Below are 22,725 nucleotides of genomic sequence, written 5' to 3'. Positions count from 1 at the left end.
GATGGGGACGGGGCAGCTGGGGAAGATACCCAACGGGGCATATAGCCGATCTAGCCCTCGCGGCCTCCCGGGCGGACCAGCCCGTTCTCGTACGCGAAGATCACCGCGTGGACCCGGTCCCGCAGGCCCAGCTTGGACAGCACGCGGCCCACATGGGTCTTCACGGTAGCCTCCGAGACGAAGAGCCGGGAGGCGATCTCCGCATTGGAGCAGCCCGAGGCGATCGCCTCGAGCACCTCGACCTCGCGGGGCGTCAGCTCGCTCACGCAGGCCGAGTCCGCCGGGGCCGCGCCCGCCGCGGAGCCCCGCACGAACTCCTCGAGAAGGCGTGAGGTGACCCGGGGCGCGACGACCGAGTCGCCCTCCGCCACGACCCGGACGGCCCGGGCGAGCTCCTCCGGATCGGCGTCCTTGAGCAGGAACGCAGAGGCCCCGGCTTTAATGCCCTCAAAGGCATATTCATCGAGGTCGAAGGTCGTGAGAATGACGACCTGAACGCCTGGCATCTCCGCGCAGATCTGGCGCGTCGCCTCGATACCGTCCAAGACGGGCATGCGGACATCCATGAGCACGACGTCGGGGCGGAGGTCCCGGGCCGCCGCGACCGCCTCCTCGCCGTTGGACGCCTCCCCGACAACCTCCATGTCCTCCTCGCCCCCGAGGATGAGACCGAACCCGTACCGGATGAGCGGCTGGTCATCGACGAGCATCACGCGGATGCGGCGCCGTCCGGCGAACTCGCGAGCCCCGGCCTCGGAGGGTGCCTGGGTGTCCGTGCTGTGCGGCGCGGCGGGGTTCTCGTGGCTCATGATGACCTTCTCTCAAAGTTCGGCGGGAAGACCGCCTCAACAATCCACCCCTGGGCGGGGCCCGGTCCGGCACGGAGCGTGCCGCCGAACGCATGGGCCCGGGTCCTCAGGCCCTCCAGGCCGTTGCCCGTGCCCGGGATCTGGCCCGGCTCGGTCCTGAGCCCCTCGCCCCGAGAACGCCTCTGGGCGCTGCGCTCGGGAGCGACGCCAAGCCCGTTGTCGGCGACCCTGACTCTCACGCCCTCGCCGTCGCTGTGCGTCTCAACAATGACCTCTGACGCGCTTTTGGCATACCGGAGAACATTCGTCAGAGACTCCTGGATGATGCGGAAGACGGTCTGAACAAAGGCGGGGTCCTCCGGAAGAGAATAGCCGCTGTGAATCAGCGTGACCGGCACTCCGGCCCGCCGGAATCCGGCGACGAGCTCAGCGAGCGCCTCCCGCGCGGCGATGGGGGCCCGCGCCGCCGCAGGCTCGCCGTCGACCTTGAGGATGCCCAGCACCCTCCGCATGTCCGCGAGCGCGCTGCGCCCCGTCTTGGACACCTCCCCCATGACCTCCGCAGCCTTCTGCGGGTCCGACTTGGAGAGCACCTTGGCCCCGTCCGCGAGGGTGATCATGACGGTGAGGGAGTGGGCCACGACGTCGTGCATCTCCCGCGCGATGCGGGACCGCTCGGCGAGCTGCGCGCGCTCACGCTGGTCCACCGCCCACGCGTTGAGGTCCTCCTCGTGGAGGCGCTCCCGGCGGACAGCCATGCCCACGAGGACCACGCCCGCCCCTCCCGCATAGATGGCCGCAGTCCCCGAGGCCAGGACGAAGATCAGCACGGGGAAGGACGTGTCCTCCTGGAAGAGGACGAACGCGAGAAAGACGGCTGTGGCGGTGCACTGGACGAGCATGCACGTCCAGGAGACGCGGGGGCTGCGCCACTTCGCCACGGAGTAAAGGGCGACCGCCCCGGCGAAGGATCCCGCGACGACGTTGGGCGTGGAGGCCGTCACCAACAGAGCGCACGCGGCAAGGTCCATCGCGAAGACGGCAAGGAAGACGCCGAGGGGCCAGCGGTTGCGCCAGAGGAGGCCGACGAGCGGCAGGACGGTGAGGATCGCGAGCACCCAGGCCCGCCACGGCTCAATCCCGTACTGGCCGGAGCGGGCCAGGCCCGGCATCTCCACGGCCACCCACAGTCCGAGCAAGACGAGGATGATCGCGGTGCGCGTCCTCGGGTGGTCCGCGAAGAAGCGGAGGAACGGGTTCCTCCGCCGGCGAATGAGCTCCGCGAGGGGGGCCTCCGAAGAGACCCCCCTCGCGGGTGTTGGTGCAGTGCGGATCAGACGTCCCGCTTCTGCGCCGTGATCATGCCCAGCAGCCAGATGACGCCGGACTCGAGGGCGAGCCAGAGGGCCGCCTCATTCCACTTGATCGGGGTGGGGGTGTTCGAGCCAGCGGACTCGGCACCCGTATTGGGCGCGGCGGCGTCCGTCACAGCGCCCATCGTCTGGCCGAGGTTGCTCGGGAGGAAGCGGGCAGCATCTCCAACCCAGTCCACCATTCCCCCGAAGATCCCCGAGATCAGGGGCAGGGCGAAGAGGATGCCGACGATCGTGACGATGCCGCCGGCCGCGTTGCGCGTGAGCAGGCCGAGACCGAAGCCCATGAGGACCACGAGCACCACGTAGAGCACGGTCATGAGGATGGACCGCATGACGTTGCCGTCGCCGAGGCCGAAGTGGACCTCACTCGGGGTCATGACCTGGCCCAGTCCATACGAGGCGAGGAAGGCGAGGAAGGCGACGACGGCCGCGACGAGCAGCGTCACGAGCAGCTTGGCGAGGAGGGCCGGCCAGCGCTTGGGCGCCGCCGTCATCGTGGAGCGGATCATGCCCGTGCCGTACTCGCCGGCAATCGTCGTCACCGCCCAGGCGCCGAAGACGAGGATGCTGAAGAACGCACCGACGATCGGCAAGTGCATCGCCACCTCACGGGCTGCGTCCATCGTGGAACCCATGCCAGGGGGCATGCCCTCCGGCGGATTCTTGACCGAATCGACGGTCGAGTTGACCGCAATCGTGAACAGAGCCGCGAAGCCCACCGTCAGGGCGAACGCGATCCCGAGGAGCCAATACGTGCTCCGCAGGGACGTGATCTTGATGAACTCGCTCTTGACGAGCTTGCCGAAGCCGACCTTGTTGCCGGAGAAGCGCGAGGAGAACTCCCGCACCGGCGCGCGGCGCTCATCCGTGGCGGAGCCTCCCTGCGCGCCGTTCGTCTCGACGGCGTGGCGGGGGGCCGAACCCTCCCCCGCGGCGCGGTTCTGGGGTGCAGACAGCGAGTGAGACATGGTTACTTGACCTCCTGTGCGCCGTTGAGCTCGGCGGAGTGGTATTCCACGGCACCCTGCGTGAGGCGCATGTACGCCTCCTCGAGGGAGAGCTCGCGGGGAGTGAGTTCGTAGAAGAAGATGCGCTCCTGGAACGCGGTCTCTGCGATCTGGCGCGGAGAGACACCGGAGATCTCCACGGAGTTGGCGTCCAGGGTGGAGATGCGGACGTTGTGCCCGGCGAGCGCCGACGTCAGGGCCTCCACGTTGTCCGTGCGCACGAGCGTGCGGACCTCACCCTGACCCGCGATGATGTCCGTGATGGGGCCCTGGGCGATGATCTGTCCCTTGCCGATGATGACGAGGTCGTCAGCGGTCTGTGCCATCTCCGACATGAGGTGGGAGGACAGGAACACGGTGCGGCCCTCGGAGGCGAGGTAGCGGCACAGGTTGCGGACCCAGGTGACGCCCTCGGGGTCGAGGCCGTTGACGGGCTCGTCGAAGATGACCGTCTTGGGGTCGCCGAGGAGGGCGGAGGCGATGCCGAGGCGCTGGCCCATGCCGAGCGAGAAGCCGCCGACCTTGCGCTTGGCCACCTGGTCGAGGCCCGTCATCGAGATGACCTCGTCCACGCGGGCGTTGGGCAGGCCGTGCGTGGCCGCCATGGCGCGCAGGTGGCTCCGCGCGCTGCGGCCGGTGTGAACGGCCTTCGCGTCGAGGAGCGCGCCCACGGAGGAGAGGGGGGACGTGGCCTCGCGGTACGGCTTGCCGTCCACGAGCGCCCGGCCGGCCGTCGGGGTGTCCAGCCCGAGGATCATGCGCATCGTCGTCGACTTGCCCGCGCCGTTCGGCCCGAGGAAGCCGGTGACGCGGCCGGGACGCGCCTCGAAGCTGACGTTGTTCACCGCCACCTTGTTGCCATACCTCTTGGTGAGGTTTTCTACCTGGATCATGAATCTCCCTCTAGTCCTGTCTCGGGATCGTCGGGATCGACGTTATGCATCCAGTCTAGAAATCGGGCCCCGGGCGGGTCATCCCCCGTGCGGGGGACATTGTGGAGCCCTGCGCATCATCCTTGAGGATGAGTTCGCGCCCAGCGGCCCCGTCGTCGCCCCCCCCTCCTCAGGTGCCTTTCAGTTCCCTCAGGAGGCCGACGCCGGCTCCCGCTGCGCCCGGGTCACGCCCGCAAGAAGAAACGCCGGATGCTCTCAGCGGGCCTGGGTCTGATTGCCCGGTTACTCACGCAACAGCTGGGCTGGGTCTACACGACTTGCTCCAACGGCCGGAAGCAGGCCCGAGATCGCCCCGATCACCGCCCCCGCACCCGGCACGACGACCACCCACCAGGGCAACAGATGGGGCCATCCTTGGAGAGCCGCCACGCCCGCACCCACCAGAACCCCCAGGCCTGTTCCGGCTAAGCCCCCCAGCCCACCGGTCAGGGCCGACTCGAAAAGGAATAGCCCCGCTATCCGCCCCCGGGAAGCCCCAAGCGCACGGTCCAGGCCGATATGGCGACGGCGCTCCCACACCGCCGTCTGCATCGTGGAATACACGCTGAAGACTGCGGATACCGCCAGCACCAGCATGGTGACCAGCACCATCGTCTCGGATTCGCGCAGCAACCCGGTGGAGAGGGACTCCGCACTGACGGGCCTGGTGATGCGCGCGTGCTCCGGCTCATAAGGCCAGGCCGCCAAACGCAACTGTTCTTCGGGCACTGCGTCCGGGACGGACGCCTCGAGAACGATGTTCCGGCTGACCGTCGGCTCAAGGGAGGCGGCCTTCGTGGGCGGGAAGATCACCGCCTCGTTAAGAATGGCCGCGTTCCCAGTCCCCTGGACGACGCCGACGACGCTCCACCAGCGGTCGCCGATCTTCACCTGGTTCTGGCCCAACTCCGGAGCAACGCCCAAAGTCTCGGCCACCCGCTGCCCCACGAGCATTTCGTGGGAACCCGCGCTGGGCCAGCCGCCAGCCACCACATGCCCGCCCATCACCCTCAGGCCCGAATCGGACAGAGCCACAGAGACTGCGTCGGCATCTCTCGTACGTGCCGTGGAGACAGGAGTGCGCTGGCCGTCGTTGAGAACGGTGAACGTGCCGGCCTCTTTCACGCCAGGCTGACGCAGGAGCCGTTGCCGTAGGCCCTCCTCCCCCTCTGCCCATCCGGCAGGCCCGGCGGGCAGAGAGACAGTGAGCATTCCGCTGGACAGCGCAGCCAGGTGCTCAGCCGAACGGTAGGCAGAGCCCCGAGTGACGGCCAACATGGTCACGAGCGTCGCGGCGCCAATCACGATGGTCAGCAAGCTGAAGGCGGTGCGGTTCCACCGACGGGTGACATTCCTCCACGCCTCACGCAGCAGCATGGTGCACCCGCCCATCCAGCACACGGATGGTGCGGTCGCACCGGGCGGCGAGTTCAGGGGAATGCGTCACGATGACGACTGCCGTCCCGGCGTCGGCTTGGGCCAGCAGCAGCTGCAGAACAGACTCCGCGGTGGTGGTGTCGAGGTTTCCCGTGGGCTCGTCGCACAACAGCACCCGCGGCTGCATCGCCACGGCACGAGCGATGGCGGCCCGCTGCCGCTCACCCCCGGAGAGAGTGCCGGGCTTGGCATGCGAGCGGTGCTGCAGCCCCACGCTTCGGATGGCCTCCGTTGCGGCCGTGCGAGCGGCACCGCCGCTGACTCCCCGGATCTGGAGCGCGTGAAGGACGTTCTCTGTGACGGTCAAGTGCTCAAGCAGGTGGAAGGCCTGAAACACAAAAGATATGTGGGTTCGGCGCAGGCGGGTGAGCTCACGTTCCGAGGCAGTGTCCGTATCCAGCCCGGCGATGACCCGCCGACCCTCGTCCGGATTCTCCAGCAGCCCGAGCATCGCCAAGAGTGTGGACTTGCCTGAGCCGCTGGGGCCCACAATCGCCACGGACTCCCCCGCAAAGATCTCCACAGAGACATCCTGAAGGGCTCGGGTGGCGGGCGGATAGCTTTTGGACACTCCGATGAGCTGCAGCTCCGGGCTGGTCTCACCCACCGTCGGAGGCTTTCTTCGCCGCGCCGGTGATGATGACGCTTTCGCCGGTGCTGAGCCCCTCCTCAGAGGCGCTGGCTGGGCGCACAACGCACCGGCCCTGGACGCACAGACCAACAGTGACATCCACCCGTGCGCCGCTTTCTTTCTCCACCCAGGAAGTGCCGGAAGCCGCTCGAATGGCCGTAGAGGGCACCAGTAGCGACTCGGCTTCACTCTGGGAGAAGATCACCGTGAGGGGCATGTCTCCGCTGCCGGGTGCCGGAAGCTCGGGAGCGTCCTTGAGCACGATTGCGTAGGACTTGGAGCCGCTGGGGTCCGAGTCTGGAGCGGTATTTGTGGCACCGCGGCCTGCCGCCGGGGCATTTGACTGCGAGGCGGATTCCGTCCCACCAGCACCCTTGGTGCCATTCTGGGAGGACGATGTCTGATTGCTGATGTTCTTCGTCGAGGCAGGGCCATTGAGGGCACCCGAGTAGGTTTTGCCGTCGGGGAAGACCACGCGGATGTTCTCGTGTCCCTTGATGCGCTGAGCATCGGCAGTGGGGATCGTGGCAATGAGAGAGGGCGCGCCCGTCGTGACCTCACACAGCGGGCCTTCCACCAACAGACGGTTGGTTCCGCACGCTCCGGCCGCCTTCACCGGGAGCACGGGCGCAAAGTACCCCTCGCCCAGAACCAGAGCCGCATTGCTTCCGGACCTCTCGGCGGGGATCACCGAGCCGTCCACCGAGACTGCCGGGTAACCCAAGGTGCGAAAGAGCGCAGCCAGGCCTCGAGCGGTTGAGTCATCGAACGTGCCCAGGCTCAGGCCAGATTCGTACCCCAGAGCGGCCAGGCTCTGCTGCAGCTGGGCGACGTCCCGCCCGGTGGCGCCCTTGGACAGGGTGCGGTAGGCGGCGACTGGGCCTTGGAGAACTATCACGGGACGTTCGTTCACCTCTGCCAGAACTCGCCCCAGGCCTGCTTCTGACCCAGCGGCAAGACCATCAGCGGTAAAGCGGGCCCCCTCCTTGGCGGGGAGGGAGACAGCCTCCGTGCGGGTGACGATGCTCGTCGCGGTGCCCTGCGCCTCATCGGAGAGAGCACCCGTCTCGACCTGGGCAGTAAGAGCAAGCTCGGGCATATTCTGGTTCACGGCGGACGCTTCTTGGTTCTTCACTGCACTCCAGCCGAGGAGCAGGAGACCGATAGCCAGAGCAGTTCCGATGAGCAATGACAGCACCTGGCGGAGAACAGTCCAGCGGTGGCCCTTACTTGCCACTGAGAATCGCCTGAGCTCGCTTCTTCGATTCAGCTCTGATTTCAGCCAGCTTTAGGATTTCTCCCTCGTTGTCTTGCGCCCAGGCACCCGCATGATCAAAGAAATTTTCCTGGAGTTTATTAATCAAGCCAGACTGAGCTTGACATCCTGCGTCAGCCTTGGCCAACGCCGCTTCCTCAACTGAGGGCACTTGCCCCTGTGCCCGGTACACTCCCCACCGTTGCTTCGCAAACTCGCCGGCCTTGCCGGGGCCCAGTGCATATCCCGAGTCATTCATGCACTTGCTGTAGTCCGGAGAAATTTCATCAATTACATTCTTCACCCCGTCCCGCGCGCCAGCACCTGCAGCAAGGATTTCGTTAGGAAAGTTATTCACTTTCAAAGAATTTTCAATGGACCCATAGACGGCAATCCGAGACTTCGCCGCACAACCGTCCTTGGGCGTCGCGATCTGAGCCCCACTGGGAGTATTGACCACAGCCATTTTGTCTGGATTCTGGTCACCCATGATGACCTTCTCCTGAGCGGGAGTAAGTCGCATAGTCTCCGGGGAGGTGCGCCTATCCACAGTCTCTTCGTACCCACGCTTTGCCGCCATCTCGGGGTTGCCAAAGAGTCCCACCTCTCCCGTGAGAGAAGAAAGGTCGAACGTAAATGGACGCGCCTCATGAGGGATGCCAGCCTTGCGAGCGCACTCATTTTCCAGCTTTTGCACGGCTGAATTTATATCGGAATCCGACGTGGCAAGCGAGGCAACGCTCCTCTTGACATTGTCAGGCACATCGGCCGATTCGTTAGCGCTGGTGCAACCACTCAAGGCGAGTGCAACGCATGCCGCCGAGGTGAAAGTTAACCTGAAATTTTTCATGAGGCCCTAGTAAGACTAAAAAGTCAGTCCCGATTCGAAGAAATCAATTTGGTTGGGGTGGTCGATATATTTGTACAGGGTATTGGGGGCGAATTGTCCAGCTTGACTTGAAAACGACCATAGACCAGTGTAGCTTCGGCCCGTCACATAGCTATAGCGCTCATTCCAGACCGACTCAACTCGATCGTCCGCAACATTAATATCCCCGCTGCCCCAGTCATCAACCAGGCGAGTCAAGTGCGTCCCGGGTCCATCCCACGCGCGAAACCGTTCTGCACTGGCAGGGGCGGCGGTTGTAATACAAATAACTCCAAGGCCAAGAATACTCAGCGCGAATCTAGCAAAATTTCTATTCATCATCAGTTCCATTCTATTTTTCGAACTTGCTCACGCGCGGCAGTCGAAGTAGTCAATCATGTTGGGGTACCCGATCTTAGACTGCAGAATTCCAGACCCAAAAAATCCTGCGTGTGAAGTGAATCCCCACAGTCCGGCGTAATTACGTCCTTCCATGGTGCAAGAAGTCTGATTCCACACCGACTCCGCGCGGTCGTCAACGATATCCAGTGTTGACCTATCAGTGTACGAATCAATCAAGAGGGGGCCATGGGTCCCCTGGTAGTCCCACGCTCGAAAGCGGGCTGCTTGTGCCGGCGCTGCGCCTGCCACGACTCCAGTCAGGCAGACCGCCAGAACTGTCGCTGACCTTAATGCAGTGAGTTTCATGCTTCCTCGGTAATCTAGAGATTGTCATTCGTTCCCGGGCCCAGACAGACTCGGTGAACAGAACCCTAGCATGCGTTCAAACCCCTAGAAGGCCATTCTGAGCCCGCCGTGGACATTCCCCTCGATGTGACCTGTCTCCCGAGGCTGATGGCGTCCTCGACTGCACCAAGGTCCCCTAACTGCGGGACTCTTCCCGTGCAGGGCAGGCACCCCCGTTGCCGCACCGCGATTCCCCCGGCATTCCCGCTCAACAACCAGCTGAGGAAGCCCGCACCTCGAACTTGAAGCGTCTAAGACTTCGATGCACTCCCGGGCCTCAACCTCAGGTCTTTGAAATCGTGGTACATCACGAGATGTGAGGTCAGTTTCTAACAGAGCTCAGTGCTTGGAGCGAGGCTGGGTGAAGGACTCGCCTTGTGAAGTCATGGCCTCGTCTGTCGGGTCTCTCGCCCCAAACACGGACCGAAATCAGGCGCAGGCAGCGCAAGCCCGTCGTCGCCCTCTGCTCAGGTGCCTTTCAGTTCCCTCAGGAGGCCGACGCCGGCTCCCGCTGCGCCCGGGTCACGCCCGCAAGAAGGAGCGCCGCGAGGATGGGAACCGCGATGACCGCGAGCGCGTGCCGGATGGTCCACGCCTCAGCCAGCCAGCCAAGGAGCGGCGGGCCGAGGAAGAACGCGGTGTAGGCGATCATCGAGACCGTGCTGACGCGGGCGGCGGCGCGAGCGGGCTCGTCGGACGCGGCGGAGATGCCGAGCGGGAAGCCGAGGGCAGCGCCCACGCCCCAGAAGAACACGCCGACCGCCATGACCCAGCCGTTCGGCGCCAGGACATACGTGGCCAGGCCGAGCAGGGACGCGGCGAGGCAGACCCGCAGGCACGCGACACGGCCGAACCGGTCCACAAACCCTGTGCCGAACCAGCGGGTCAGGGTCATGGCCGTGACGAAGACGGCGAAGATCATGGCGGCGACGCTCTCGGACACGTGGATGCCGTCCACGGCGCCCTTGGCGACCCAGTCCATCGCGGAGCCCTCCGTGAGGGAGCACGCCATGACGACGACGCCGATGAGCAGGGTGCGCGGCTCGGTCCACGGGGAGCGCGGCTTGACCGCCGGGGCGCTCGTCGCGGCGGCGGCAGCGCTGGCGGGGTCGGCGCCCTGGCCTGCGGGGACGGGCTCGAGCGCGGGGCCGCTGTCGAGGAAGCGGGGCGTGACGAGGGCGACGACCACGAGGGAGACGAGACCCGCGCCGATGAGCCCCACGGCAATCGGCACCGACGCCGCCGCGAGCGCGGCACCGAGGACGGCACCGGCCACCGTGCCCACGGAGAAGCCGGCGTGGTACCGCGGCATGACGGTGCGGCCGAGCTCGTGCTCGACGTGCGCCCCCTCGACGTTCATGGCCACGTCCCACACGCCCATGCCGACGCCAAGGACAAGGAGCGCCGCGCCGGCCCAGACCGGGCTCTGCGCCCCGAGCGCCGCCGAGAGCCCCACGAGGCCGAGCACGCCCACGACGTTGCCCCCGCGGGCCGTGGTGCGCGTGCCGAAACGGGCGAGCAGGCGGTCCGCCTGGGACATGGACAGGATGGAGCCCACGGCCACCATGAGGAGAAGCAGGCCCAGCTGGGCGTTGTCCACCTTGAGCGTGGCCGCGGCTCCGGGAATGCGCGCGGTCCAGGCGGTGACGATGAAGCCGTTGAGGAAGAAATGGAGGAAGGTCGCCCGCGAGGCCGCCTCAGCTCGGAGATGTGTCATACGAGTCCTTCTTCGTGGAGGGCGGCGACGGCGGCCGTGCGGTTCGTGGCGCCGAGCTTCCGGTAGACGTGGATGAGGTGGGTCTTGACCGTGGCCTCCGAGATGAAGAGGGCCTTGGCGATCTGTCTGTTCCCCGCGCCGGTGGCGAGGAGGCGGGCCACGTCGAGCTCGCGCTCCGTGAGGAGGGCCTCCGGCTGGGTGGTTCGGCGGACGGCTGCCGCGAGGGCCGCTGCGGCGCGGGGCGCGTAGTACTGGCCCCCGCCCGCCACTGTGGCGAGCGCCTCCCCGATCACAGCTGGCTCGCTGTCCTTGAAGAGGTACCCGCGGGCGCCGGCGTCGATGGCGGAGACGACGTCGGCCTCCGCGTCGAACGTCGTCAGGACGATGACGCGCTCCGGCCCCCCGTCCCGCGTGAGCGCACGGGTGGCCGCGATCCCGCCGAGTTCGGCGCTCGTGGAGGGCATGTTGAGGTCCATGAGGACGATCTGCGCGGGCTCCCCGGCCGCGCGCAACTCCCGCACCACGGTGAGCGTCTCCTCCGCGCTTCCCGCTTCTCCCACGACGTCCGCGCCCTCGACAAGGCTCACGAGCGCGCGCACGCCGGCACGGACCACGGGGTGGTCATCGGCGAGGACGATGCGCATGGGGCCTCCTGGGGGTGCGACGGGGTGAGGTGCAGTCAGGGACTGTCTGGGGTGGTGATGCTGGAGGGCGCGGCGCGCCCCGCGCCTGTGGGGCGGGCCGGGACGGTCACGTTGACAGCGGTCCCCTCTCCCGGCTCGGTCTCGACGACGACGCTGCCGCCGAGCGCCTGCGCCCGCGCCGAGAGCGAGGCCAGGCCGAACCCGTCCGGGGTGGTCTTGCGGTCAAAGCCGCAGCCGTCATCCACGACATCCATGGCGAGGAGCCCCTCTCCCGGTGAGCCTACCGTCAGCACGGCTCGCCCCGCGCCTGCGTGCCGGGTCACGTTGGACACGAGCGAGGACGCGGCGAGGACGAGGAACCGCTCCACTTCCGCGTCCACGGGCTGGGCGCGCTGCTCTTGCGAGCGCTCGTCCCGCACCGTGAGGTTCAGCGCCCCCGAGCTGATACGGGCCACCGCAGCCTCGATGTCCTCCGCGAGCGCGTCCCGCCTCCCAGCCCCGGCCGTCCCAGTGGCGCCCCGGAACATCTCGCGGGCCTGCTCCAGGTTGGCGGACGCGAGGTCGACGACGGTGCGCAGGGCGCCGCGCTCATCTGCCCCCGCCAGGCCCGCGCGTGCCGTGAGGACGATGGCGTTGAGGCCCTGCGCGAGGGTGTCGTGGACTTCGGCCGCGAATCGGTCCCGCTCGGCCGCCATGCCTGCGGAGCGGTGGGCGGCGGCGAGCTCTGTCCGCGCGGCCTCGAGCTCGGCGAGGGCGCGCCGCTGGGCGAGGGAGTCCCTCACGAGCGCCTCGTAGACCACGAAGACGACCACGGAGAAGGCAGCCCCCACGCTCGGTCCCACGATGGCCCCCGTGCCGGCCTGGCCGCCGCGGCTCAGCGCCGCCACGAGGAGGACGAGCAGAACTCCCACCCCGGCCAGGCCCGCGGGCAGGGGACGGACAAGGTGCAGGACCACGAAGAACAGGGGGAAGACGCAATAGGAGAACGCGCTGTGCTGCGCCACCAACACGGCCCACAGGGCGGTCACGGCCGCGAGCCACGGGGCCCAGACCACCACGGGGATGACCGGCGAGGCGCCGTACCCGGCCCGGACGGCGAGGCGCCGCTCCACAGCGGTGCCCGCCACATACACGGCGGCCAGCGCCGCGCCGACGGCGTAGATCCCCCACGGCGCGGCGTCGTCGTCCCCGTCCAGCGAGACGCTCACGAGCGCGAAGGCGAGGAGCAGCGCGAAAGCCACGTGGACGCCCAGGCGCAGACCCCTGACGAGGAGGTCTGTGGCGCTGTCCGGCGTGGGTCTCATCTCTCCAGCGTAGTGCTCGCCTCGCCGCCGCGCAGGGGGATGTGGACAACGTGGACGTCGCCGTCGCGCGACGCCCGAGGCGCCGCCGACGCGGCCCCGCACCACCCCGTCTCAACCCCGCAGATCCGCGCCAAGACGCGGGAGTCAACCGTTCGGTTGAGGGGGAATCAACCCCCTGCGGGACGGCGCGGAGCCCCTCCCGGGGAGGAGTGTGGAGACATGCTCACCCACGGGGCCGCCCAGCGGACCCGGAACTCAAGGAGGTCCCCATGCTGCTCGCCCGCCGGGACGTCGCCTTCGCTCGAGGCCGCTTCGCCCTCGTCGGAGGGGTCGTCGCTCTCCTCACCCTGCTCGTCGCCCTCCTGTCCGGGCTGACGGGCGGGCTCGGGTCCCAGTCCACCTCGGCCCTCTGCGCCGCGGGGAAAGCCGGCGCCGCCCGGGTCCTCCTCGCTGGCGACGCCGTGGGCCTGTCCTCCGTGACGGACGCCCAGCTCAGGAACGCCACGGCCCAGGACGCCGACGCGCTCCCGCTGACAATCGGCATGGTCCGCCTCGAGGCCGGCCCGGGGAACGGGGCCGCGAGCGCCTCGCCCCGTGCCTCGTCTGGCCCCGTCCAGGCAGCCGTCTTCGCGGCCCCGCGCCCCTCGGCCTGGGTGCCGTCCGTCCCCGACTCCGGCGTGGCCCTGCCCTCGGCGGTCGCAGATGAGCTCGGCGTGGGCGCCGGGGACACGGTCACCCTCAACGGCATCGCCCAGAAGGTCTCCAGCGTCTCGGCTCCGGGGCTCAGCTACGCGCACGCCCCCGTCGTCGGCCTCCCGGAGTCCGCCACCCGAGAGGTCCTGCATACCCGCACGCCCAACGCGATCCTCTCGGCTGACCCGGCCCTCACGGTGGAGGGGCTGACGTCCGCGACCGTCAAGGAGGCGTTCAACGCCGTGCCGGGGTACCGCTCCGAGCACGGGTCCCTGCTCCTCATCCAGGTGATCCTGTACGTCATCGCGGGGCTCGTTGTGGCCGCGTTCCTGACGATCTGGACGCTGCAGCGCACCCGTGACCTCGCCCTGCTGCGGGCGCTGGGCGCCTCGGAGGGGTTCCTTGTGCGGGACGGCCTGGCACAGTCCGCCATCGTGGTCCTCGGCGGCGTCCTGGTCGGCGCCCTCTCGGGCTGGGGGCTCGCGGGCCTGGCCTCCCGCGCCGTCCCGTTCGAGGTCAGCATGGCCACGATCGGCGGCCCCGGCCTCCTCGTCCTCGCCGTCGGGCTCCTCGGCTCCCTCGCCGCTGTCACCCGCGTCCGCTCCATCAACCCGCTCACCGCGCTCGGAGGAAACTGATGCCCACCGCACTCGACCTCTCCCACGTCACCCTGACCTACCCGGACGGCGCCGGCCGCCTCACCGCCGTGGACGACGCCTCCCTCACCATCCGCAGGGGCGAGCTCGTGGGCCTCGTCGGCCCCTCCGGCTCCGGCAAGTCCTCCCTCCTCTCCCTCGCGTCCACCCTCCAGCGGCCGACGACGGGCGAGGTCACCGTGGACGGCACCCCCACGTCCGCGCTCTCGACGCGGGAGCTGTTGACGCTGCGCCGCGAGAAGATCGGCATCATCTTCCAGCAGCCCCAGCTCATCGAGTCCCTCACCGCCCGCGAGCAGCTCCTCATCACGGAGTCGATCCGCGGCGGGAAGACCCGCGGGGCCCGGGGGCGGGCGGACGAGCTGCTCGACCTCGTGGGCCTCAGCGGCCAGGCCGACCGCCGTCCGGGCCAGCTCTCGGGAGGGCAGCGCCAGCGCGTCAATATCGCCAGGGCGCTCATGGGGCAGCCGGCTCTCTTGCTGGTCGATGAGCCGACGAGCGCGCTGGACCGAGAACGCTCGGCGTCCGTCGTCGCTCTCCTGGAAAAGGTGACCCGAGAATTCGAGACGGGCACGCTCCTCGTCACCCATGAAACGGAGACTCTCGGAAACGCAGACCGCGTCCTGCATATGGAGGACGGGCGCCTCTCGCCTTCCCTTTAAAGCATCCGTTCTCTAAGCTGGGATTGTCAGTCTCTCAATCAGTCACTCGACGAAGGACGTCTCATGGCTCACACTCCGAACGAATCCAACGGCTTCCCCCAGGCTCCGCAGGGCGGTTTCAACGACGGCGCTCAGGGGGCAGGCCAGGCACCCGTGGCCCCCGCCGCCAACGGGTACGGCACCAACCCGGCCGTCGCCGCAGCCCCGAAGCAGCACGGCCTCTCCGTCAAGCTCCTGATCGCGAGCCTCGTCCTCAGCCTCATCGCCAACCTCGTCGGCCTCATGGGCATCGACGGCGCCGTTGACGAAGCGATCCGCCAGAACCCTGAGGCGAACGTCAACCGCGAGACGTTCAAGTCCTCGCTCATGGTGGGCGCCATCATCGGCCTCGTTCTCGGCCTCCTCATCAACGGTCTCTTCGTCTTCTTCTGGGCCAAGGGCCACGGCTGGGCGCGCATCGTCCTGACGATCCTCGCGGCCTTCTCCCTTTTCGGCCTGTTCGGCACGTTCGCGAACTTCGCCGCCATGCCCATCCCCTCGATCCTCTCGATCCTCACCGCCATCGTCTTCATCGCCGGTGTCGTCATCGCGTGGAACAAGGAGATCACCGCGTGGCTCCAGGCTCGCAAGGCTGCCAAGTTCTAAGGCGCCCTGCAACGCTCCGGCGCTAGAGCGCACGTCGGCTCGGGCACGGGCCAGCTCGCCCTCGTGCGGGCCCACCACCGCCCGAGCCACTCACTACAGAAGCCCGGCACGCTCCCTCACGGGAGGTGCCGGGCTTCTGCGTTGCCTGGGGCGCCCTCCTTGCGGCCGTTTGCCCCCTCGACTGGCAAGGGCCCCCCGCAATGTCAGGGGCACATGCCAAAACAGGGGGCAAACCCCGGGACGCAGGGCAAACCCCGGGACGCAGGGCGAGGCTCAGAAGGTCCGGGCCGGGCGTGCGCCCGCAGAGCGCAGAGGCTGCCCCTGCTGCGGCTCGGGCGAGGTCCACCCCCGCACGCACACCCACGCCATCAGGGCGCCGAGGGCGAGCATATGTGCGATCACCGCCCAGGAATATACGTCTTCAGCCATGAAGTGCTGGGGGTTGGCATTGGGCGTGGACCAGCGGGCGAGCGCCTCCCAGACGGCCCACCAGTGGAGCACCTCGACCGCCTGCCAGGCGAGCAGCCACCGCCACGGGATGCCCGCCAGGGCGGCAAGGGGCACGAGCCAGATGACGAACTGCGGGGAGTACACCTTGTTCGTCAGGACAAACGCCGCCACGATGAGGAACGCCAGCGCCGCCGGCTGGATCGGCCTCGGGGACAGCCAGGCGAAGACAACAATGAGCGCAAGCATGACGAGCAGCGAGATCATGCCGAGCCGGTTGATCTGCTCGGCGCTCAGCACCGAGTCCCAGCCTCCCCCGCCAAGATTGATGACGAACCACAGGGAGGAGAACCCCGCGCCGCGCTCCTTGGTGAAATCCAGGAAATACCGCCACTGGGTCATGTCCACAAGCATGGCCGGGACGTTGACCGCGAGCCACGAGACGACGGCGGCCACCGTCGTCGTCATGAAGGAGACCCACGCACGGGAGCGCCGGGGCGCGCGGACAGCCATGAGGAACGCAACGCCCAGCAAGAGGATTGGGTACAGCTTGAACGCCGTCCCCAGCCCAATGAAAAGACCGGCGAGGACCCAGCGCCGCGTGACAATTCCCCACAGTCCCACCGCGGCCAGAAGCACCGCGTAGACGTCCCAGTTGATGAAAATCGTCGTGATGATCGCGGGAGAGAGGGCCACGACGGCGCCCCGCTCGATGCCCGTCCCCCAGCGCGGTGCCGCCGCCTCGGTGCCATCGAAGGCGCCCTGAGCGCGCAGATGCCGCGCCGTGGCGGCCGTGACGAGGACGAGAGCGCCCCAGGCCACGGCGGCGGCGACCGCATTGATGTTGAAGAAGTCCATCGAGCGCTCGTGGCTCAATCCGCTGCCCGGAGTCACCGCCGCAAAAAGGCCGGCCGTGAGCGCCAGAAGAACAGGGTATTCAACCCGGCTCTCCGGGGACAAGAAAGGAAGAAGACCGTCTGCGAGGCCGCGCTGGGAGAAAATCACGGGCCAATCGGAATAGCAAGCACGAGAAAAGACCTCGGGACTCGCCCAATTGATTCCGAAACAGGGCTGTTTGATGGCGTACGCGAGCATAGCGGCGAGCGTCGTCAGAATGAGCAGCACACGGCTGGGCGTGAACCACGCGAGGGCGCCGGCGCGGCGGCCCTCCCGCTGGCCCCGCGGGCCTCCCACGGTCTCCGCGGCGGCGTCCCACACGGGATCGGTTCGGGTCTGGGGCATCACAGGGTCCTCTGAAGGCGAATAAAACCGTCAACGGGGTTCTCGACGGCGCGTCGGTAGGCGGTCAGGGTCAGCTCGGCCGTGTGGGCCCAGCCGAATTCTTGAGCGCGCTGGGCTGCCCCGTCCGCGAGGCGCTCCCGGACGTAGTCGTTGAGGGCGAGGCGCTCGAGCGCCGCGGCCCAGTCCGCCGGCCGGTGCCCGCTCACCAGCACGCCCGTCTCCCCGTCCGCCACAGCGTGCGGCAGGCCCCCGACATTCGCGGCGACGACGGGCGTACCGCAGGCCTGCGCCTCAAGCGCCACCAGCCCGAAGGACTCCGCGTAGGAGGGGACGCCGACGACGTCGGCCGCCCGGAACCATGCCGCGAGCTCCTCCGCCGGCACGGGCGGGAGGAAGTCCACGCGCTCCTCGATCCAGAGCTCGCGCGCCAGATCCTCCAGGCCTTCGGCGCCCTCACCGGACTGGGCGCCGAGGATAACGAGCCGGGGGCTCGCGGCGCCGGTCATGGCCGCCAAGGCCTCAACGAGCACCTGGGGCCCCTTGAGGCGCTGGAGCCGTCCTGCGAAAAGAACAAGGAAATCCGTGTCCTTGATGCCGAGCCCGGCGCGGTCTGCGGTGGGCCCATCCGGCGAGAACACGCCAAGGTCCACCCCCGGCGGCACGACGACGACCCGGGCGGGGTCAGCCCCGTAGAGGCGCGCGACGTCCTCCCGCTCAGCGTCCGTGTTGACGATGACCGCGTCCGCCTCCGAAAGGAGGCGTGTCTCCATGGCGGCGCGCCCGGGGGTCTCCCCGCGGCCGCCGATCCTGGCCCGGTCCTTGGCGAGCGCGAGCGTGTGCATGGTGTGCACGAGGGGCGCGCTCCAGGCCTCGGAGAGGATCTCGCCGACCATCCCGGAGAGCCAGTAGTGGGCGTGGACCACGTCGTAGGGCCCGTGGCCTTCCGCGAGGAGGCGCTCCGCGAAGGACGGCGCATGCGGGGGGAGGTCGTCCTTGGCCACGCCCACGGCCACGTCGAGACTGATGACGCGCGCTCCGGGGCCGATCTGTGTCACGCCGCCCGGCGCCCCTGGGTCAGCCCGCGTGAAGACGTCCGCCCTGACGCCGAGGCGGCCCAGCTCGAGGGCCAGCGCCCGCACATACACGTTCATGCCGCCCGCGTCGCCGGCACCCGGCTGGTGAAGGGGCGAGGTGTGCATGGAGATGAGCGCGACGGACAACACTGGGCTCAACGGGTCAACGCTCCTCAAACAAACACTGGGTTCCGAAACAACAAACCCCCACACCTGACCATACAGGGGCGGGGGTTTGGTGAGAGGTCCAGGACGGCCTCGCTGTCTTGAGGTCTGCGTCCCGGTGCCGCGAACGGCGCCATGGCTAGCGGATGCTGAGGTGGCTGGCGGGCATGGCGCCACCGTGGCGCCCGCTCTCGATCCACGCCTGGTGCTGGGCGGCGACTTCCGCACGCTGCTCGCGGCGAGAGTAGGCGTCACGGGCGGCGAGGTCGGTCTTGCCAAAGCCGAGAATCTTGCGCATGCTTAGGTCTCCTTTAGGGGTTCGAGGGGGTCAGGCTGGTGAGGGAGCCGGCCATGATGAACTCCCCGGTGCGCGGGGGGCTCACGGCTGTCCGGCCTGCACCGCTGGGGCGGTACGTGGTCTGCTCTCGTCCGGGCATGGAGGATTCAGGCCCAGGGCGGCAAGGGGCACTTGCCTCTGAGAGGCGTGGTTGGGATGCGAGCTGCACGAGTTGGTCTCCGGTTCACGATGTCTGGCACATGTGCCCCCGTGCGAAGAGGGCGGGAGGCCCGGGACTGTGGCGGCAAGGGTGCCGCGCGATGTCAGGGCTGTGGCTCGGCGGTCCTGAGAGATGAGGACCGGGACTGCTCCGTTAGGAGGCGTCCTTCCAAGCGAAGGCGAAGAGATTGGCAATGCCGGTGGGACGCTTGCGCCGCTTGACTGCGGTGCCGAGGGATCCCTGCGGGACGCCTGCCAGCGCGTTCGGTGTGTTGTTCATCATCTTCGCCTCCTTTCCCCGTGCGTGGAGCGGGGGTGAAACCCGCTCAAGACAGTGCGGCCCAATGAGGTCCGCGCGTGAATACCAGTGGATTCCCCTGGACTGAAGCCTTCCCGGCTCCGGGCCAGTTGGGAAAAACCAACCGATGAATTAAGAGTACCCCATCATCCAGGAGTCCGCTACCATATATGGCCCAGATGTGACGGACCGCTCCGTCACGTGTCGCGGACCACCGTCGTGAAGTGCTCGCAGACGACGGCAGACTGCTCGCTGACGCCGGAGTTGGCGACGGTGGAGAAGGACACCCGCCGCTCCTTCCCGGGCTTCACAGCGAAGGACTGCGCCACCGAGCCGTACACGGCCCCGCTCTCCTTGTTGGCCACCGTGACGGAGAGGCTGTAGTGACTCGTGTGCTTCGTGGAATTGCGCAGCACGGCCTTGAAGGACCAGGAGCCCGAGGGCGAGCGCTCGCACGTCGCGTCCACGAGGTCCGCGTCACCGGCCATGGCGTTGCCGCTCCCGGGTGCGGCCGTGGCATTGGCGGTGAAGGCCTGCGGAGAGGCGGACGAGGACTCCCCGGGGCTCGAGAACGCGCAGCCCGCCGTCGCCATCACGGAGAGGAGGCACGCGCCGACGAGGGAGCCCCGCCTCATGCGGCGCGCTTCCCTGTCCCCTCTCCGGGCGCACCTGACGGCGCGGACGCGACTGGACGGCATCGGTCTCCTCCTCCTCACGGCCCGCCCGCGCGGACCGAATCCTCATACTCGAGTATGACCCGGCCTCGTGAGACTTCCCTGCGTAAAAGCCGAGTCTTCCGTGTGGACGGGGGGCTACAGCCCCCAGCCGACGACGGCGGGGTCCCGCTTGTCCCACCCCAGCTCGCACAGCCGCGCCGTGCCCAGGAGGAAGTTCCGGCCGTGGATGGGGTCGAGACCCAGCCACCGGGCGGCAAGGATCCTGGAAAAGTGGCCGTGGGAGACGAGGATCGCCGAGCCGCCGCCCGCAAGCTCACGGCGCACGCGCTCCACGATCCGGTCCGCACGCGCACCCACCTCAGCGAGAGTCTCGCCATTCGGCACGCCGCTGTCCCAGAGCACATAGGAGGGGTCCTTGAGGCGCAGGTCCGCGCTGCACAGGCCCTCGTAGTCCCCGTAGTCCCACTCCTGGGCGTCGTCCACGATCTCCGGGGTGCCAAGCCCCGCCAGGGCCGCCGTCTCCCGGGCGCGGCGCCTCGGGGAGGACATGACCAGGTCGAACGTCACACCCCGCTCGGCGAGGCGCTCGCCCGCCGCCGCCGCCTGCTCCCGCCCGTGCTCCGTGAGCTCGAGGTCCGTGCGGCCCGTGTACTGGCCGGACGCGGACCACTCGGTCTCACCGTGGCGCAAGAGCCAGAGAGTGGGGAGGACGGGCGGAGTCGCGGCAGAGGACGCGGGCTCGGCGGTGGGGGTGGTCATCGGCTCGTGGCCCTTTCGTCAGTGTCAACAGGTTCGGCGGCGGAGCCGGCGGATCCCGGCGAGGAGGCCTTCGCTGCCCCCGCCGCCGCGCTCTCCGGCTGTTCTCGCCACCACGCCTCGAGGCGGGCGCGCGCCTCCTCGGCGCCGAGCGGCCCCTCCTCCAGGCGCAGGTCCAGCAGCCACCGGTACGCCTTGCCCACGAGCGGGCCCGGGCGCAGGCCCAGGATCTCCATGATCTGGCCGCCGTCGAGGTCCGGGCGGATCGCGGCCATCTCCTCCTGCTCGGCGAGCTCGGCAATCCGGGCCTCAAGGTCGTCATACGCCTGGCTCAGCCGGGCAGCCTTGCGCTTGTTCCTCGTCGTCACGTCTGAGCGGGTCAGCCGGTGCAGGCGCTCCAGGAGAGCGCCCGCGTCCGTGACGTACCGCCGCACAGCCGAGTCCGTCCACGCCTGATCCTTGTACCCGAAGAAGCGCATGTGCAGCTCCACGAGCCGGGAGACGGCCTTGATCGTGTCGTTGTCGAAGCGCAGCGCGCGCATCCGCCTGCGGACAATCTTCGCGCCGACGACGTCGTGGTTGCGGAACGTCACCGCGCCATTGCCCTCAAACCGGCGCGTGGAGGGCTTGCCGACGTCATGCATGAGGGCCGCGAAGCGCAGGACAAAGTCAGGTGAGGGGACGGGGCCGTCGTCGTCCGTCTCCGTCTCACACGCCTGCCGCAGGACCGTCAGGGAGTGCTGGTACACGTCCTTGTGGCTGTGGTGCTCATCCGTCTCAAGGCGGAGGGCGGGCACCTCGGGGAGCATGATGTCCGCGAGGCCCGTGCGCACCAGGAGGTCCACGCCCGTGGCCGGGTCCTGGCCCTTGATGAGCTTGACCAGTTCGTCGCGGACGCGCTCGGCGGAGATGATCGACAGGCGCTCGGCCATGCCCGTCATCGCGGCCTCGACCTCCGGCGCCACATCCACGCCCAGCTGCGAGGCGAACCGGGCTGCCCGCATCATGCGCAGCGGGTCGTCAGAGAAGGAGTCCTCGGGGCGGCCGGGGGTCCGAAGACGGCCTGCGGCGAGGTCCCGGACGCCGCCGAACGGGTCCACGAGCTCCAGCGAGGGCAGGCGCAGCGCCATCGAGTTGACGGTGAAGTCGCGGCGGAACAGGTCGTCCTCAAGCGTCTCTCCAAAGCGGACCTCTGGCTTGCGGGAGCCGGCCTCGTAGGCGTCGGCCCGGTAGGTCGTGATCTCGATCGTGTACCCGGCCTTCGCGAGGCCGATCGTCCCGAACGCACGCCCGATCTCCCACGTCGAGTCCGCCCAGCCGCGCACCACGTCGAGGATGCCGTCCGGTCGCGCGTCCGTCGTGAAGTCAAGGTCGCCGGACACCCGCCGGAGGAAGAGGTCACGCACGGGCCCGCCCACGAGGGACAGTTCGTGGCCCGCGTCCTCGAAGCGCCGTCCGAGCTCGTACACGACCGGGGGCAAGAGGTTCTCGTCCGCCGCCATCTGGAGAATATTGGCCATAGTGTCTCCATTGTCCCAGACGGCGGACAGGCCCTCCCCGAGGCCCGGCCCGAGCCCCGGCCCGAGCCCCGGCCCCGACTCCGCGGCCCCTTCCCGCGCACCGCTAGAGTGGGACCATGCACAGGCCTCCCCACTCCGCGCAGCGGCGCACTCCGCTCACGGTGCATCGGGGCCTCGCCACCAACCGTGCCCCTGGTGTCTCCGGCCCCGCCGTCCTCGACGAGATCTCCGCCGGCGGTGTCATCCTGGACTTCTCCACGCGCACCCTGAACGTCGCCGTCATCGGCCGCCTCAACCGCGCCCAGCGCCTCGAATGGTGCCTGCCCAAGGGCCACCCGGAGGGCTCCGAGGACCTCCGCGCCGCCGCCCGCCGCGAAATCTTCGAGGAGACCGGGATCGAAGGCGAGATCCTCCAGGCCCTCGGCAGCATCGACTACTGGTTCTCCGCCCAAGGCCGCCGCATCCACAAGACGGTGCACCACTATCTTCTGCGGGCCACCGGCGGCACCCTGACCACCGAGAACGACCCAGACCACGAGGCCGTGGACGTCGCCTGGGTGCCATTGCGGGACCTGGGCTCGCGCCTGTCCTTCCCGAACGAGCGGCGGATGGCGGACCACGCGCGGGCCGTCCTCCCCCAGTACCTCTGACCGCCCCGAAGCCTCCCT

At 68.4% G+C, this 22,725-nt stretch carries 23 protein-coding genes; 4 read left to right on the top strand and 19 right to left on the bottom strand.

Annotated elements, in window-relative coordinates; translation table 11 throughout:
* Positions 1–50: 50 nt before the first annotated feature.
* The 12 genes from J2S35_RS05355 to J2S35_RS05300 all read right to left on the bottom strand — a co-directional run bounded on the left by J2S35_RS05355 (position 51) and on the right by J2S35_RS05300 (position 12,727).
* Positions 51–710, bottom strand: a complete 660-nt coding sequence (locus J2S35_RS05355; RefSeq protein WP_309853056.1) for a response regulator transcription factor — start codon at positions 708–710, stop codon at positions 51–53.
* Positions 711–805: 95 nt separating this feature from the next.
* A complete protein-coding gene (locus tag J2S35_RS05350) occupies positions 806–2,083 on the bottom strand; it encodes a sensor histidine kinase (RefSeq protein ID WP_456151909.1) in 1,278 nt (425 codons plus the stop codon).
* Between the two features lie 59 nt (positions 2,084–2,142).
* Positions 2,143–3,153 carry an ABC transporter permease gene (locus tag J2S35_RS05345; protein ID WP_309850662.1) on the bottom strand — a complete coding sequence of 337 codons (1,011 nt, stop codon included), beginning with the start codon at positions 3,151–3,153 and terminating at the stop codon, positions 2,143–2,145.
* Between the two features lie 2 nt (positions 3,154–3,155).
* Positions 3,156–4,085 carry an ABC transporter ATP-binding protein gene (locus J2S35_RS05340; RefSeq protein WP_309850660.1) on the bottom strand — a complete coding sequence of 310 codons (930 nt, stop codon included), beginning with the start codon at positions 4,083–4,085 and terminating at the stop codon, positions 3,156–3,158.
* 282 nt (positions 4,086–4,367) lie between these two features.
* The gene (locus J2S35_RS05335) at positions 4,368–5,501 is read right to left on the bottom strand and encodes an ABC transporter permease (protein ID WP_309850658.1); all 1,134 of its coding nucleotides are present in this window, start codon (positions 5,499–5,501) and stop codon (positions 4,368–4,370) included.
* Positions 5,488–6,168: an ABC transporter ATP-binding protein gene (locus tag J2S35_RS05330; protein ID WP_309850655.1), complete on the bottom strand. Its 681-nt coding sequence runs from the start codon at positions 6,166–6,168 to the stop codon at positions 5,488–5,490. The genes J2S35_RS05335 and J2S35_RS05330 overlap by 14 nt, the downstream gene beginning before the upstream one ends.
* Positions 6,161–7,303, bottom strand: coding sequence for a hypothetical protein (locus tag J2S35_RS05325; RefSeq protein ID WP_309850652.1), 1,143 nt, complete (start codon positions 7,301–7,303; stop codon positions 6,161–6,163). Before J2S35_RS05325 ends, J2S35_RS05330 begins: the two co-directional genes overlap by 8 nt.
* Positions 7,304–7,418: 115 nt before the next feature.
* Positions 7,419–7,937 carry a hypothetical protein gene (locus J2S35_RS05320; RefSeq protein ID WP_309850650.1) on the bottom strand — a complete coding sequence of 173 codons (519 nt, stop codon included), beginning with the start codon at positions 7,935–7,937 and terminating at the stop codon, positions 7,419–7,421.
* 375 nt (positions 7,938–8,312) lie between these two features.
* On the bottom strand, positions 8,313–8,666 hold the full coding sequence (locus J2S35_RS05315; protein WP_309850649.1) for a hypothetical protein: 354 nt from the start codon (positions 8,664–8,666) through the stop codon (positions 8,313–8,315).
* An 883-nt stretch (positions 8,667–9,549) separates the two neighbouring features.
* On the bottom strand, positions 9,550–10,779 hold the full coding sequence (locus J2S35_RS05310) for an MFS transporter (protein ID WP_309850647.1): 1,230 nt from the start codon (positions 10,777–10,779) through the stop codon (positions 9,550–9,552).
* Positions 10,776–11,423 carry a response regulator transcription factor gene (locus J2S35_RS05305; RefSeq protein WP_309850645.1) on the bottom strand — a complete coding sequence of 216 codons (648 nt, stop codon included), beginning with the start codon at positions 11,421–11,423 and terminating at the stop codon, positions 10,776–10,778. Before J2S35_RS05305 ends, J2S35_RS05310 begins: the two co-directional genes overlap by 4 nt.
* 35 nt (positions 11,424–11,458) lie before the next feature.
* A complete protein-coding gene (locus J2S35_RS05300) occupies positions 11,459–12,727 on the bottom strand; it encodes a sensor histidine kinase (RefSeq protein WP_309850642.1) in 1,269 nt (422 codons plus the stop codon).
* Positions 12,728–12,996: 269 nt separating this feature from the next.
* Here J2S35_RS05300 and J2S35_RS05295 point away from each other — a divergent pair, with 269 nt between their 5' ends.
* The 3 genes from J2S35_RS05295 to J2S35_RS05285 all read left to right on the top strand — a co-directional run bounded on the left by J2S35_RS05295 (position 12,997) and on the right by J2S35_RS05285 (position 15,383).
* Positions 12,997–14,058 (top strand): ABC transporter permease, encoded by a 1,062-nt coding sequence (locus J2S35_RS05295; RefSeq protein ID WP_309850640.1) that lies wholly within the window; start codon positions 12,997–12,999, stop codon positions 14,056–14,058.
* On the top strand, positions 14,058–14,738 hold the full coding sequence (locus tag J2S35_RS05290; protein ID WP_309850638.1) for an ABC transporter ATP-binding protein: 681 nt from the start codon (positions 14,058–14,060) through the stop codon (positions 14,736–14,738). Before J2S35_RS05295 ends, J2S35_RS05290 begins: the two co-directional genes overlap by 1 nt.
* 63 nt (positions 14,739–14,801) lie before the next feature.
* Positions 14,802–15,383 carry a hypothetical protein gene (locus J2S35_RS05285; RefSeq protein ID WP_309850634.1) on the top strand — a complete coding sequence of 194 codons (582 nt, stop codon included), beginning with the start codon at positions 14,802–14,804 and terminating at the stop codon, positions 15,381–15,383.
* A 273-nt stretch (positions 15,384–15,656) separates the two neighbouring features.
* On the opposite strand, the gene J2S35_RS05280 is transcribed toward J2S35_RS05285, so the two are convergent.
* The 7 genes from J2S35_RS05280 to J2S35_RS05250 all read right to left on the bottom strand — a co-directional run bounded on the left by J2S35_RS05280 (position 15,657) and on the right by J2S35_RS05250 (position 22,057).
* Entirely contained in the window at positions 15,657–17,072 is a 1,416-nt protein-coding gene (locus J2S35_RS05280) for a glycosyltransferase family 87 protein (RefSeq protein WP_309850632.1), read from the bottom strand.
* Positions 17,072–18,295: a glycosyltransferase gene (locus tag J2S35_RS05275; protein WP_309853055.1), complete on the bottom strand. Its 1,224-nt coding sequence runs from the start codon at positions 18,293–18,295 to the stop codon at positions 17,072–17,074. Before J2S35_RS05275 ends, J2S35_RS05280 begins: the two co-directional genes overlap by 1 nt.
* A 154-nt stretch (positions 18,296–18,449) precedes the next feature.
* Complete coding sequence (locus J2S35_RS05270) at positions 18,450–18,608, bottom strand: hypothetical protein (protein ID WP_309850631.1); 159 nt, start codon at positions 18,606–18,608, stop codon at positions 18,450–18,452.
* A 352-nt stretch (positions 18,609–18,960) separates the two neighbouring features.
* On the bottom strand, positions 18,961–19,089 hold the full coding sequence (locus J2S35_RS05265) for a hypothetical protein (RefSeq protein WP_309850628.1): 129 nt from the start codon (positions 19,087–19,089) through the stop codon (positions 18,961–18,963).
* 212 nt (positions 19,090–19,301) lie between these two features.
* Positions 19,302–19,739, bottom strand: coding sequence for a hypothetical protein (locus J2S35_RS05260; protein WP_309850625.1), 438 nt, complete (start codon positions 19,737–19,739; stop codon positions 19,302–19,304).
* Positions 19,740–19,916: 177 nt separating this feature from the next.
* Entirely contained in the window at positions 19,917–20,540 is a 624-nt protein-coding gene (locus J2S35_RS05255; RefSeq protein ID WP_309850623.1) for a histidine phosphatase family protein, read from the bottom strand.
* Positions 20,537–22,057 (bottom strand): CCA tRNA nucleotidyltransferase, encoded by a 1,521-nt coding sequence (locus tag J2S35_RS05250; protein ID WP_309850621.1) that lies wholly within the window; start codon positions 22,055–22,057, stop codon positions 20,537–20,539. The genes J2S35_RS05255 and J2S35_RS05250 overlap by 4 nt, the downstream gene beginning before the upstream one ends.
* Positions 22,058–22,173: 116 nt before the next feature.
* Here J2S35_RS05250 and J2S35_RS05245 point away from each other — a divergent pair, with 116 nt between their 5' ends.
* Positions 22,174–22,707, top strand: coding sequence for an NUDIX hydrolase (locus tag J2S35_RS05245; RefSeq protein WP_309850618.1), 534 nt, complete (start codon positions 22,174–22,176; stop codon positions 22,705–22,707).
* The last annotated feature ends 18 nt before the right edge of the window (positions 22,708–22,725 follow it).

The sequence above is a fragment of the Falsarthrobacter nasiphocae genome, from assembly GCF_031456275.1.
Classification (GTDB): domain Bacteria; phylum Actinomycetota; class Actinomycetes; order Actinomycetales; family Micrococcaceae; genus Falsarthrobacter; species Falsarthrobacter nasiphocae.
This window is presented reverse-complemented; position numbering and strand designations above follow the sequence as displayed.

Excerpts from the sequence above, each read along its gene's own strand:
- J2S35_RS05335 (WP_309850658.1), bottom strand. The coding sequence starts at position 5,501 with ATGCTGCTGCGTGAGGCGTGGAGGAATGTCACCCGTCGGTGGAACCGC.
- J2S35_RS05255 (WP_309850623.1), bottom strand. The coding sequence starts at position 20,540 with ATGACCACCCCCACCGCCGAGCCCGCGTCCTCTGCCGCGACTCCGCCC.
- J2S35_RS05300 (WP_309850642.1), bottom strand. The coding sequence starts at position 12,727 with ATGAGACCCACGCCGGACAGCGCCACAGACCTCCTCGTCAGGGGTCTG.
- J2S35_RS05345 (WP_309850662.1), bottom strand. The coding sequence starts at position 3,153 with ATGTCTCACTCGCTGTCTGCACCCCAGAACCGCGCCGCGGGGGAGGGT.
- J2S35_RS05310 (WP_309850647.1), bottom strand. The coding sequence starts at position 10,779 with ATGACACATCTCCGAGCTGAGGCGGCCTCGCGGGCGACCTTCCTCCAT.
- J2S35_RS05265 (WP_309850628.1), bottom strand. The coding sequence starts at position 19,089 with ATGATGAACAACACACCGAACGCGCTGGCAGGCGTCCCGCAGGGATCC.
- J2S35_RS05355 (WP_309853056.1), bottom strand. The coding sequence starts at position 710 with ATGCTCGTCGATGACCAGCCGCTCATCCGGTACGGGTTCGGTCTCATC.
- J2S35_RS05280 (WP_309850632.1), bottom strand. The coding sequence starts at position 17,072 with ATGCCCCAGACCCGAACCGATCCCGTGTGGGACGCCGCCGCGGAGACC.
- J2S35_RS05315 (WP_309850649.1), bottom strand. The coding sequence starts at position 8,666 with ATGGAACTGATGATGAATAGAAATTTTGCTAGATTCGCGCTGAGTATT.
- J2S35_RS05340 (WP_309850660.1), bottom strand. The coding sequence starts at position 4,085 with ATGATCCAGGTAGAAAACCTCACCAAGAGGTATGGCAACAAGGTGGCG.
- J2S35_RS05290 (WP_309850638.1), top strand. The coding sequence starts at position 14,058 with ATGCCCACCGCACTCGACCTCTCCCACGTCACCCTGACCTACCCGGAC.
- J2S35_RS05245 (WP_309850618.1), top strand. The coding sequence starts at position 22,174 with ATGCACAGGCCTCCCCACTCCGCGCAGCGGCGCACTCCGCTCACGGTG.
- J2S35_RS05270 (WP_309850631.1), bottom strand. The coding sequence starts at position 18,608 with ATGCGCAAGATTCTCGGCTTTGGCAAGACCGACCTCGCCGCCCGTGAC.
- J2S35_RS05260 (WP_309850625.1), bottom strand. The coding sequence starts at position 19,739 with ATGAGGCGGGGCTCCCTCGTCGGCGCGTGCCTCCTCTCCGTGATGGCG.
- J2S35_RS05295 (WP_309850640.1), top strand. The coding sequence starts at position 12,997 with ATGCTGCTCGCCCGCCGGGACGTCGCCTTCGCTCGAGGCCGCTTCGCC.
- J2S35_RS05285 (WP_309850634.1), top strand. The coding sequence starts at position 14,802 with ATGGCTCACACTCCGAACGAATCCAACGGCTTCCCCCAGGCTCCGCAG.
- J2S35_RS05250 (WP_309850621.1), bottom strand. The coding sequence starts at position 22,057 with ATGGCCAATATTCTCCAGATGGCGGCGGACGAGAACCTCTTGCCCCCG.
- J2S35_RS05305 (WP_309850645.1), bottom strand. The coding sequence starts at position 11,423 with ATGCGCATCGTCCTCGCCGATGACCACCCCGTGGTCCGTGCCGGCGTG.
- J2S35_RS05320 (WP_309850650.1), bottom strand. The coding sequence starts at position 7,937 with ATGGGTGACCAGAATCCAGACAAAATGGCTGTGGTCAATACTCCCAGT.